Consider the following 12,841-nt stretch of genomic DNA (forward strand, 5'->3'; position numbering starts at 1 on the left):
ACTGTTTTTAAAAATGTAGTTTTGAGGCATTTTGAAAAATTTACTAGTATACATACTGTTCTTTTTGCTACTCTGTAGTTCTATAATCAAGGCGCAACATCCTGTATTTACTCACTTAACAGAAAAAGATGGTTTGCCTGATATTGAGTTTTATGGCCTAATAGAAGATAATGATGGTTTTATTTGGTTAGCCGCAAATAAAGGACTTTTCCGATACGATGGAAATGAGTTTAAAAATTATACACATCCAGATAAGCGAGGTTTATCAGTGTTTGGGTTAAAATTAGATAAAAAAGGAAGAGTTTGGTGTAATAATGTGTCAGGACAGTATTTTTATATTGAAAATAATGAGCTTAATCTGTTTGAAGATTTAGAGGAGCATGCTAATGGTCAATTAGCAGATTTTCTTTTCTATAAAAAATATTTGTTTGCGTATAACCCGAGTTATCTTGCCAGAATTGATTTAAAAACAAAAAAGATTAAAGTTCTTAAAGGCAAAGATAATGAACGTGTAATCTCCATGTTTAAGAGGAAAGACTCGTTGTGTTTATTAAATAAGAACTATTTAAAATATAGCTTTACAGGAATTAACTTCACGAATAAGTCACCACAAGATGCTAATTTTAGTATTCAAGGAGCGGCAAGTATTTTCAGACATAAGGAAAAAGAGTTTCTTTACAGTTTTAATTATAACGTAGATGGACAAAACACAAACAGAGCAACCATTGCTGTTGAAAAAGGTGGTGTTTTTAAGGAATTATTACTACCGAAAATTCTTGAAAACACCATTGTGTCAGGGTTTTATGATGGAGGTAACGAATGTTGGTTTGGTACAGAAAAGGGAGTGGTAATATGTGAGTATAAAGAAGATAAACTAACGTATAAGAAAACATATTTTAAAGGAAAGTATATAACTGATTTTTTAAGAGATAGAAGTAATAATTATTGGTATACGACGCTTAGAAATGGTGTGTTTGTGGTGCCTAATGGCTACTTGAATACATACGAATTAGAGGACGATCAACGGAATATAAGTGCCATGTGTAAGGTAGGTGATGACAAACTATTGTTAGGTTCTACTAATGGACATTTGAAAGTTATAGATATTAAAGAGCAAAAAGTCAAAAACATTGACCTAAAACAAAAAGAAAAAGTCTCTGCAGTTTTGGGGTTGTCAGATGAATTGGCTTTGATAAGTTGTGGAACGAGTTCTTTTATTTTTAATCTAAAAACAGAAACGTATAAAAAGTTTCCTTTGAATGGTAACATTAAAGATATATCATTAATAAACAAAGAAACTGCTGTTATCGCGTTATATTCTTCGGCTACTATAATATCAACTCGAACTTTACAAGAAGTTCAAAGGATAGGGTTTAAAAGAGGATACACAACATATTTTAGTAAGAAGAGTAATAAAATATATGTGGGGTATGTGGATGGTGTAAAAGAATACGATGAGTCTTTAAATATGACATCATTAACTTATAACGGAAGACCAATTTTCGCTGTTGATATTGATGAAACAAACGATGGGACGGTTTGGTTTTCTACATTTAAAGATGGTATAATTGGTATAAAGAAAGATGGAACTACGATTAATTTTACACAAGAATATGGGCTGCTTTCTAATTTTACAACGGTAATAAAAAGTGACGGAAATTTATTATGGATATCTACCAATAAGGGGGTACAGGTGTTAAATATCAATACAGGGAAGTTTAAGAATTTAACCAAAAGAGATGGAATAAATTCTTTTAATATATCCGATATATCAATTTTTGATGAACTGGTTTTTTTAAGTTCTAATAAAGGAGTTTTTCAAGTCGATAAAAATAAGGTCTTTAAGAATACGGTTCTTTCTGATTTTTATTTTACAGAAATTTTAGTTGAAGAAAAACCAGTACCCATAAAAGAGAGTTATAATCTGGACTCAGACACAAAAAAAATTAAATTTAATTTTCATACCAATGGTTTTTTAGCTGAAGACAATATTGAATACAGGTATAGGCTATTAGGAGCATCCGATCAATGGAGCTCAGTTTCAAGAGGTGTAAATCAAATTACCTTTAATAACCTAGCAGCAGGAAAGTATACTTTTCAAATTAAAGCTACAGAAATAAATGGTGATAAAGTAACCCCTGTAAAAAGCTTAAAAATTAAGATAAAAACCCCATTGTATAAAAATGGATGGTTTATTTTGGGGTGTTTTATTCTTACCCTAACAGTTTTGTGGTTTTATTTTACGCAACGTATTAAAAGAATTAGACAAAGGCAAGATGAAGTATTAGAGAAAGAAAGAATGCAAAAACAACTAGTGTCTTCTAAATTAGAAAGTTTACAATCACAAATGAATCCGCATTTTATATTTAATGCGCTGAATTCAATTCAAAACCTAGTATTGAAAGGAAATAAATTTGAGGCGTATGATTATTTGACTAAGTTTTCTATTTTAATCAGAGAAAACCTGAAAATGAGCCAAAAAAGTTTTGTTCTTTTTGATGAAGAATTACAATTGTTAATAAAGTACTTGGAATTGGAAAAACTTCGTTTTAAGGGTGAATTCATGTATGAAATTATAGGAGCAGATACTATCGGAGATATAAAAATTCCTGCAATGATTATTCAACCTTATGTTGAAAACGCCTTAAAGCATGGATTACTGCATAAAAATGGAAATGATAAAAAAGTAACATTGACTTTTCTACAGAAAGAAAAGGTTTTAAAATGTACGGTTTATGATAATGGAGTTGGACTTGAAGCTTCTAGAAAAATAAAAAAAGAAAATAACATAACTCGTCAGTCATTTTCTACCAAAGCCATAAAAGATAGGCTCGTTTTTTTGAAAGATTATTATAAAACTGATATAGGAGTAGCTTATGGTAATGTAAAAGAAGGAACTAAAGTAATTATTAAGATTCCTTGCACTATTGATTAGTTTTATGGACGTTTGGAAATAAATTTATACGGTTAGGAAGAATATTCAAAAAACTGAATAAATATAAAATATATTACAGGGGTATTTTTGAAAATAAAAGGTGTTTTCGATTGTTTTTAATAATATAGAAAAGATGAAATCTATTGTAACCAAAATATTCAATCTAGGAATACATGATCGTAATGGTTTAAAAGAAAATAAAAAGGTTAAACTTTTAAATATTTTTTGCCTTACATGGGGAGCTATGATTCCTGTTATAACCATTTTTGATATTATTTTTCAAAGAGAGTTAGTAGGAAGTTTGATAATGCATGGGATCTCTTATTTATTAATAATTAGTATTCTGTTTTTTCAGTCAATATATTTTTATACGCTTGCTAGGGTGCTTTTTCTAGGGGCCATAATTGGAGTAACGTTTGTGTTTGCAAACTACACAACACCATTAAATCTTATTGAAAATTTTTATTTTGTTTACCCTTTAATAGCACTAATTCTAGTAGAAAAAAAATGGATTAACATCGCTGTTTTAATACTATGTTTTTTATTGTATTTCGTTCCAAATATATATTATGGGCACTATCCTAAAAATATGATTCTACCTGTGTTAGTATTTTCTGTGTTTGTGGCGGCTTATGTTATTTTAAATTATTCAGATAATTTGAATAGAAAACATGAAAATGAATTGATGTTAAGTAAACAAAAGTTAGAACAGGCCTATTCAGAATTAGAAGAACGAAAGAAAAGTGAATTAGCAAACTTGCAATTAAAGACGCTAAAGGCGCAAATGAATCCACATTTTTTATTTAATACCATAAACTCTATTCAAAGTTTAATCCTTACCAATGATAAGGAAGGGGCTTATAAATACTTAACTAAATTCTCTCTATTGATGAGAGAAAGCTTAAAAACAAGTGAAAAAAGTTTTATTGATTTCAAGGAAGAGCTATCAATGTTGAAAAAATATTTGGAACTTGAAAAATTACGCTTTGGAAACGATTTTATCTATAAAATAAATGGAGAAAAAGAGGTGGGAGAAATTAGAATACCATCGGCTATAATTCAGCCATTTATTGAGAGTGCAATTCATTATGGATTGCTTCATAAAACAAAAGGGAAGAAAATGGTAGCAATTGAGTTCTATCAGGAAGAAGTACTGATGTGTATAATTACAGATAATGGAATAGGTATAGAAGCTTCAAAAAAAGTAAAAGCAACCAATTTAATAGAAGAAAAAGGAAAGGATACATCTATTAAAACAATTAAGAATAGATTGCATATCTTGAAAAATTATTATCAAACGAATATTGATATTAAATATCAAGAAGCTATAGAAGGAACAAAAGTCATTATAAAAATACCGTATAAAAAGTAAAATGATGCTAAGACTAGGTGAAATACCTATTCATATATTAGACATAAGAGTATGCTGTTCCACGAAAGAGGAATATAAAAATGTAAAACTACTTGCAGTCAGGTGATAAAGCAAGAAAAACAGTAGTGAATGTTTTCAATAATAAGCAAATGTCGTTTTCTACAAGATCGATGGAAGATCGAATTAATTTATTAAAAGAGTATTATAATACTGATATTGGTTTTAGTAAAGTAACGGTACATATTGATTCAAAAGTAGTTGTTAACCCCCTATACTAACTTAAATGAATAAAATAGAAGTAATAATAGTAGATGATGAATTAAATGCTAGAGAAAATTTAAAATATTTACTGAGTGCATTTTGTAAAGAAGTAGTGGTAGTTTCTGAGGCATCAAATGTAGATGATGCTGCCCAAGAAATAAGAAAGCACAATCCTCAATTAGTATTCTTAGACATAGAAATGCCTAGAAAAAATGGATTTCAATTGTTAGATGAGTTCTTAGAAATTAATTTTCAGGTTATTTTTATTACCGCTTACGATATGTATGCCATAAAGGCTTTTGAGGTAGCTGCTCTTGATTACTTACTAAAACCAGTAGATATTGAAAGGTTGAAAGAAGCTGTAAGCAAGGCAGAAAAAGCCATTAAAAACTCTGAAAACAACTCGGACAACTTAGAGGTTTTAAAGAAAAATAAAAAGAAGCTGCAAAAAATAGCAATTCCGTATAAAACAGATTATGTAATACTAGATATTGATGATGTATTATGTATAGAGGCAGATAGGATGTATTCAATTGTTTATGCAAAAAACGATAAGAAATATATGGTAGCTAAGAAATTGAGCTATTATGAAAAATTATTGTGCAATGATAAAGATTTTATAAGACTTCATAGATCGTGGATAGTAAACTTTAATAAGATAGAGATATACTCTAAAAAAGAAAAGGAAGTAACCTTAACCTCTGAATTTAAAGTATCCGTAAGTAAAAGTTATAAAGAAAATTTTGAGAAACTTTTTTACACGTAATTAGTTTAGCTCCCAATCAAAGCTAATTCTGAAATATCGGAAGAGAAAGCTTTAAGAAAGGGGGATTTCAAAGAATACAAGATAGTGAAATAAGAAAAATTAAGGCCTAAGCTATTGAAAGCTTAGGCTTTTTTATTTGAGAAATGCGCTGATATATAGGTTTGTATGATTAGGATTTCATTCGGAAAATAATAAGTCTCATTCGGAAACAAATTGAAGCTCTTCTAATATGGTTCGTTTTCCTTTGACCTGGGAAAAATTAAATTTAATAAAAAAGAAAACGAAATGTTAAAAAAACTACTCTTGATGTGCCTGTTAATAACTTCAGTTGTTAATGCGCAAATTCCAACGACCGATTTAAGTGCTCAATACGAGTTTACTAATGGTAGTATGGTCGATGGAATTGGTAATGCAAATTTTATTCAATATGATACTTATGTTACAAAAGTAAATGATCGTTTGGGAAATCCCTTAAATTCGATACGTTTAAATGGAGATCGTTTGGTTAGATCAGATATAAGTTATAGTTCTAATCAAGCAACGATTAGCTTTTGGATTAAAACAGCCACAAATAGTGCTGATGTAAAAACAATTTATGATGAAGCTAATGCTAGAAATTCAGTTGTCGATAGTCACAATTGGTCAGGACATTATATTTTACTTCAAGGAGGTAAAATAGGATATGTAGTACAACAGCTTTATCAAGCTACTAACGTAGGAAATGGAGGTAGAGTTGGAATCAAAAAAGTATCAACAGCGTTTATAGCCGATGATGATTGGCATCATGTAGCTCTTAGTTTTCGTCAAACTATTACCGGAACAGGGCAATATATAGGTGGAAGGGAAGTAAAAGTATATCAAACCTACGCTAAACTTTATATAGATGGCGTTTTATCTACCTCTTCTTCAGATAGTAGAGGAAGTGAATATGGTTATATATCCAATGGAAACTGGCATACAGCTGGAAATATTGCCATAGCAAGTAATAGAAGTAATAATTTGCCTGCAAATAATAAATATACAGATTCATTTGATGATTTGTTGTTGTATAACCGAGAATTATCTGCATCTGAAATTCAAAATATCGCTAGTTACAATAGCAACTGTTTTGTCTTGCCTACTAGTACAATTGGTTTTGCTAATGTAGGTACTAGTAACGCAGATATTCAGATTAATAAAACGGGAGTTTTTGATATCGCTTATCATAAAACTTCAGAGCCATTTAGTAATGCAACCATTGTAACGGCTATAGATAATTCTTCGGGAACTAATAATGTGGTTAACTTAACAAACCTTGATTCTTTATCGGAGTATTCAGTTTATATAAAAGCCAACCAAACATGTCAGAATTGGTCGGATGAAAAGAAGTTCAGTACCGCAAGACCTAATGTGCCTTACTATGTGAATGTAAATGCAACAGGAAACCAATTAGGAACCTCTTGGGCAAATGCATATACCAGTGTTCAAGACGCTATAGCAGCTATTGATGCAACAGGTAAAGAAATATGGATTGCTAATGGAACGTATACTCCACATGCATCTGATACATCAATATCTTTTCAAACCCCGTTTGGAGTAAAAATATACGGAGGTTTTAATGGAACAGAAACTAATATTTCTCAAAGAGATGTTAACAACAACCTTACAATCTTAAGTGGAGATTTACAAGGTAATGATGATACAAATGTAACATATAATAATAGTACTAAGTCTGATAATAGTTTGCATGTACTAAAGGTTACCAGTAACGATGTGGTAATAGATGGGGTAACTATACAAAATGGTAATGCCAGTGGAACAAGTGACGATGAAAGAGGAAGTGCAATCTTTGTAAATCCGACGGTAACCAACCTTTCAATAAAAAATTCAACAATAAAAAATAATGTTAGTAGAAGAGCAGGAGTAGTATCAGCCTATTTTACAGTAAATTCTTCAGTAACTATCGAAAATTGTGTATTTGATAATAATTTGAGCGCTTGGGGTACAGGGTTATATTTGTTAGCAAATGGTAATGGAACTACCGCTAATTTTAATGTATATAATTCATTATTTATAAATAATAAAACTCAAGATGAAACTGCTAGTTTAAAAGCATACACAGGAAGTTCAATATGGTTTAGAGCATCAGCAACAGGTTCTAATGTAACAAGTACTATTGTTAATAGTACTTTTGCAAATAATTCGGATCTAGGAACACAAGCTGGTTCTGAGAGAGGTACTATAGCATTAAGTAGAAGAACCGATGGTAGTAGTACTCATAACGCTACAATTTCTAACTCTATTGTTTTTGGTAATACTAGAACAGGAGGTGTAACGACTTTAGATATTAATAAAGGACATGTTAGTTTACCAAACCAGGTAGTAGTTAACAATTCGATAGGAGAAGAAGGGTTTTCTAATATTTCATCTAGTGATGTCATAAATAGTAACAGTGGCGATCCTAGATTTAAAGATCCATTAAATAATGATTTTACACTTCAAGGTTGCTCAAACGCGGTAAACGCGGGAGATAACTCGAAACTACCAACAAGTGTAGTAAAAGATTTGTTAGGGAATCAACGTGTTTTCGATACAACTGTTGATGTAGGTGCTTACGAACAAACAACTGTTGGTTTTTGTAATGTGTTAACATTAAATATAGTAGGGAATGGATCGGTAAAATATAATGGATCTATTGTGAATTCTGGTGATACCTTTAGCGAAACTGAAATATTGTCATTAATACCTGAGGCTAGTTCAGGATTTGTATTTGAAAAATGGGACGGTGATGCTGTTGGAAATTCAAATCCGTTATCTATTTTAATGGATACCGATAAAACATTAACGGTAACTTTTAAAGAATCAATTACACCTATTTATGTAGATGTTAATGCATCTGGCGCAAATAATGGAACATCATGGGCAAATGCGTATACAAGTTTAGTAACAGCATTAGCAAATGCAACAGCACAATCTAATATAATTTGGATTGCGGATGGTATTTATAGAAGAGGAGGTAGTATCAATATGTTTTTTGATGTAGATAAAGAAAATATTGAAATATACGGAGGGTTTAATGGTACTGAAACTGCCTTAGAACAAAGAGACGTTTTTAATAATGTAACCATATTAAGTGGAGATGTTCAAGGAAATGATAGTGGAAGTTTGGTAATTAATAATAGTACTATGTACGATAACAATCGTACTGTTATGAGAGTATCAGAGAATAATGTTGTTATAGATGGTTTAACAATTAAAGACGGGAATGCGACAGCGTTAAATTTGAATGGAGGAAATGGATCTCCAGGGATTTTGATAACTTCAAATGTTAATGATTTTATATTAAGAAACTCAACAATAACAAATAATCTTAGTGATAAATCAGGTCCTGTAACGGGTGTTTTTTCAGTAGATACTTCTGTAACTATAGAAAATTGTGTTTTTTATAATAATGTAAGTGGGTATGGAACTCTTTATTTATATGAAAACGGAGCGAATAAAACAGCCACTTTTAATGTAATAAACACATCGTTTTATAAAAATAGTACGACAAACGTACATCATCAAAAAGGACATACAGGAAGTTCTTTATGGTTAAGGTCTATCGCTACCGGAGCAAATGTAACCTCAAATATTATTAACTGTACATTTGCTAATAATACTGATATAGGTACACAAACAGGTTCAGAAAGAGGTACTATAGCATTAAGTAGAAGAACAGATGGAGCAAGTACTCATAATGTAAATATATCAAACAGTATTGTATATGGTAATACTGGAGCAGGAGGAATAACAACATTAGATGTTAATATAGGACATACTGGTTTCCCAAACCAAGTATTAATTAGTAATTCTATAGGAGAAAACAGTTTTTCGAATATAGCAACAGGCAATTTAACAAATATCAGTAGCTCTGATCCTTTATTTGTAGATGCTATTAATAATGACTTTAGTTTGCAATCAGGTTCATCAGCGAAAGACACAGGAGACAATTCAAAACTAATATCAGGAATGTCAACAGATATTTTAGGTAAGATTAGAATTCATAATTCAATTGTTGATATGGGGGCCTATGAATATGGAGCAGCAACGTATTCTCCTAGAAAATTAATCGTTAATGCCACAGGAGGTACAGTCACTAACAATCCAAATGCAGCAAATAATTCATATCAAAATAATACTTCAGTAACATTAGTAGCAACTCCAAACGCAGGATACCAATTCGATGGATGGAGTGGAGATGCAACTGGAACAAATGCAACTGCGATTATTGTAATGAATAGTGATAAAACTGTTACAGCAATATTTAGTAAAATCCAACGAACTTTAACGCTTAATGCAACGAACGGAACAGTAGTAACGAACCCAAATCCAACGAATGGAACCTATAATGATGGAACAAGTGTTGTATTAACAGCAACACCAGATGCAGGATATCAATTTGATGGCTGGAGTGGCGATGCTTCGGGAACAACGAACCCATTGAACATTACGATGGATAGCGATAAAACGGTTACAGCTATGTTTAGTGAAATTCAACGTACGCTAACCATTACTGCCACTAATGGAACCGTAGTAACGAATCCAAACCCAACGAATGGAACCTATGATGATGGTACGGTAGTGGAACTGACGGCGACACCGGATGCAGGATATCAGTTTGATGGCTGGAGTGGAGATGCTTCGGGAACAACGAACCCATTGAACATTACGATGGATAGCGATAAAACGGTTACAGCTATGTTTAGTGAAATTCAACGTACGCTAACCATTACTGCCACTAATGGAACCGTAGTAACGAATCCAAACCCAACGAATGGAACCTATGATGATGGTACGGTAGTGGAACTGACGGCGACACCGGATGCAGGATATCAGTTTGATGGCTGGAGTGGAGATGCTTCGGGAACAACGAATCCATTGAACATTACGATGAATGGCGATAAAACGGTTACAGCTATGTTTAGTAAAATTCAACGTAGTTTAACACTTACTGCCACTAACGGAACCGTAGTAACGAATCCAAACCCAACGAATGGAACCTATGATGATGGTACGGTAGTGGAATTGACAGCAATACCAGATGCAGGATATCAGTTTGATGGCTGGAGTGGCGATGCTTCGGGAACAATGAATCCATTGAACATTACGATGGATGACGATAAAACGGTTATAGCTATGTTTAGTGAAATTCAACGTACGCTAACCATTACTGCCACGAACGGAACCGTAGCAACAAATCCAAACCCAACGAATGGAACCTATGATGATGGTACGGCAGTGGAATTAACAGCAACACCAGATGCAGGATATCAGTTTGATGGCTGGAGTGGCGATGCTTCGGGAACAACAAATCCATTGAACATTACGATGGATGGCGATAAAACGGTAACGGCTATGTTTAGTAAAATTCAACGTATGCTAACCATTACTGCAACGAACGGAACCGTTGCAACGAACCCAAATCCAACAAATGGAACCTATGACGATGGAACGGCAGTGGAATTGACAGCAACACCAGATGCAGGATATCAGTTTGATGGCTGGAGTGGCGATGCTTCGGGAACAACGAACCCATTGAACATTACGATGGATAGCGATAAAACGGTAACGGCTATGTTTAGTAAAATTCAACGTATGCTAACCATTACTGCAACGAACGGAACCGTTGCAACGAATCCAAATCCAACGAATGGAAGCTATGATGATGGAACGGTAGTGGAGTTGACAGTAACACCAGATGCAGGATATCAGTTTGATGGCTGGAGTGGAGATGCTTCGGGAACAACGAATCCATTGAACATTACGATGGATAGCGATAAAACGGTAACGGCTATGTTTAGTAAAATTCAACGTATGTTAACCATTACTGCAACGAACGGAACCGTTGCAACGAATCCAAATTCAACAAATGGAACCTATGACGATGGAACGGCAGTGGAATTGACAGCAACGCCAGATGCAGGATATCAATTTGATGGCTGGAGTGGTGATGCTTCGGGAACAACAAATCCATTGAATATTACGATGGATGGCGATAAAACGGTTACAGCTATGTTTAGTAAAATTCAACGTACACTAACCATTACTGCTACTAACGGAACCGTAGCAACAAATCCAAACGCAACGAATGGAACTTATGATGATGGAACGGTAGTGGAGTTGACAGCGACACCAGATGCAGGATATCAGTTTGATGGCTGGAGTGGTGATGCTTCGGGAACAACAAATCCATTGAATATTACGATGGATGGCGATAAAACGGTTACAGCTATGTTTAGTACAATTCAACATACGTTAACCATTACTGCCACTAACGGAACCGTAGCAACAAATCCAAACGCAACGAATGGAACTTATGATGATGGAACGGTAGTGGAGTTGACAGCGACACCAGATGCAGGATATCAGTTTGATGGCTGGAGTGGAGATGCTTCGGGAACAACAAATCCATTGAATATTACGATGGATGGCGATAAAACGGTTACAGCTATGTTTAGTGCAATTCAACATACGTTAACCATTACTGCCACTAACGGAACCGTAGCAACAAATCCAAACCCAACGAATGGAACTTATGATGATGGAACGGTAGTGGAATTGACAGCGACGCCAGATGCAGGATATCAGTTTGATGGCTGGAGCGGAGATGCTTCGGGAACAACAAATCCATTGAGCATTACGATGGATAGTGATAAAACAGTTACGGCTATGTTTAGTAAAATTCAACGTACACTAACGATTACTGCCACCAATGGAACCGTAGCAACGAATCTAAACCCAACGAATGGAACCTATGATGATGGAACGGTAGTTGAATTGACAGCAACGCCAGATCAAGGTTATAGTTTTGTAAAGTGGGTGTTCGGAATAACAGGTTCTAGTAATACTCAAACAAGTACCTCTACAAATTTAACGATCACTATGGATGGCGATAAAACCGTAACAGCTGAATTTGATACAACAGCCGGTATTGAGGATGAAAAAGTATTAAAAGATTTGTCTATCTATCCAAATCCAACAGAGAGTATTTTAAATATAAGATTGAACGAAGAGATAAAAGAAATAGAGGTTTATACGATACAAGGAAGAAAAATAATAGCTTCTAAAAAATCAGAGATTAATGTTTCGGATTTGAAAACAGGGATTTATTTACTTAAAATATATACTGAAAACGGGAAAATAGGAGTAAAGCGATTTATTAAAAAATAAGAAGGATAAACCATTTTTTATAAAAGATCTCAAAACAGCATGTTTTGAGATCTTTTTATTTAGGTATAGGAAGAAAATAAGAGATTATCAAGTAAGTAAAGCAAGGTGTTAATAGGATCAATATCAGAAATAATGATAATTTATAATGTTTTCTTAGTATTGGGTTTGTTTAAAATATTGTCTTTTAAGGCTTTGTGTGTTGTTCTTTGGAAGTAAATTTAGGTGCTTCGGAAGTAATTGGGAGCTTTTTATATAATACCGAGCGTTATTTGTAAATGACCAACGGAGAATAAAAAAATAATTAATAAGGAGTAAA

General features: G+C 33.1%; 5 protein-coding genes. All 5 read left to right on the top strand.

Features of this window, described 5'->3' with window-relative positions; all coding sequences use genetic code 11:
* The first annotated feature begins 31 nt into the window (after positions 1-31).
* The 5 genes from AC2TDS_RS17615 to AC2TDS_RS17635 all read left to right on the top strand — a co-directional run bounded on the left by AC2TDS_RS17615 (position 32) and on the right by AC2TDS_RS17635 (position 12,525).
* Entirely contained in the window at positions 32-2,935 is a 2,904-nt protein-coding gene (locus AC2TDS_RS17615; RefSeq protein WP_484736885.1) for a sensor histidine kinase, read from the top strand.
* Positions 2,936-3,068: 133 nt separating this feature from the next.
* Positions 3,069-4,307 (top strand): sensor histidine kinase, encoded by a 1,239-nt coding sequence (locus tag AC2TDS_RS17620; protein WP_484736886.1) that lies wholly within the window; start codon positions 3,069-3,071, stop codon positions 4,305-4,307.
* A gap of 92 nt (positions 4,308-4,399) precedes the next feature.
* Positions 4,400-4,585 carry a hypothetical protein gene (locus AC2TDS_RS17625; RefSeq protein WP_484736887.1) on the top strand — a complete coding sequence of 62 codons (186 nt, stop codon included), beginning with the start codon at positions 4,400-4,402 and terminating at the stop codon, positions 4,583-4,585.
* 5 nt (positions 4,586-4,590) lie between these two features.
* Entirely contained in the window at positions 4,591-5,334 is a 744-nt protein-coding gene (locus AC2TDS_RS17630) for a LytR/AlgR family response regulator transcription factor (protein WP_484736888.1), read from the top strand.
* 285 nt (positions 5,335-5,619) lie between these two features.
* Complete coding sequence (locus AC2TDS_RS17635) at positions 5,620-12,525, top strand: InlB B-repeat-containing protein (RefSeq protein ID WP_484736889.1); 6,906 nt, start codon at positions 5,620-5,622, stop codon at positions 12,523-12,525.
* Positions 12,526-12,841 lie beyond the last annotated feature (316 nt).

The organism is Tenacibaculum profundicola (assembly GCF_057220795.1).

What these genes read in the sequence shown, in the direction of transcription:
- AC2TDS_RS17620 (WP_484736886.1), top strand. Translation starts at nt 3,069, where the DNA reads ATGAAATCTATTGTAACCAAAATATTCAATCTAGGAATACATGATCGT.
- AC2TDS_RS17630 (WP_484736888.1), top strand. Translation starts at nt 4,591, where the DNA reads ATGAATAAAATAGAAGTAATAATAGTAGATGATGAATTAAATGCTAGA.
- AC2TDS_RS17635 (WP_484736889.1), top strand. Translation starts at nt 5,620, where the DNA reads ATGTTAAAAAAACTACTCTTGATGTGCCTGTTAATAACTTCAGTTGTT.